The following is a 408-nucleotide window of genomic DNA, read 5'->3' as shown; positions in this document are numbered from 1 at the left end:
AACAGCCAGAACAAGAATAAACGGAAGCAATGTACCAACCAGCAAGCTTTCGCCGCCGAATAAATATCCAAAGGGATCACTCAAAACCCTGTCTCCCGACTTTCAAATTCCAAAAAACTGTCTTCGCTTGTCAATTTTACAGAGGCTGCAAAACAATACCGATAAACATAGATGATGGTGTATCCGATCCGGTCACCAAAGCGCCAATCACATAAAGCATAACCGCAGCCACGATCAAACCGTCAACACGATCCATCACGCCACCGTGACCCGGCAATAACTTACCGGAATCCTTGGCACCAAAGCGGCGCTTAACCCAGGATTCGCCAAGATCACCGATCTGCGAAGCAACAGAAAGCATGATCGCCAGTATGACCATCGGATATTTCACGCGATCAAAACTGAAAT

At 46.8% G+C, this 408-nt stretch carries 1 protein-coding gene; it reads right to left on the bottom strand.

From position 1 onward, the window contains the following. Positions 1 to 136 precede the first annotated feature (136 nt). Positions 137 to 408 (bottom strand): phosphatidate cytidylyltransferase (locus HBA93_RS18945; protein WP_221724330.1); only part of this gene is annotated, 272 nt, incomplete at its 5' end.

It is taken from the genome of Ochrobactrum sp. SFR4, assembly GCF_019730395.1.
Classification (GTDB): Bacteria; Pseudomonadota; Alphaproteobacteria; order Rhizobiales; family Rhizobiaceae; genus Pseudochrobactrum.
Note: the sequence above shows the minus strand (reverse complement) of the source record. Positions and strands in the feature narration are given on the sequence as shown.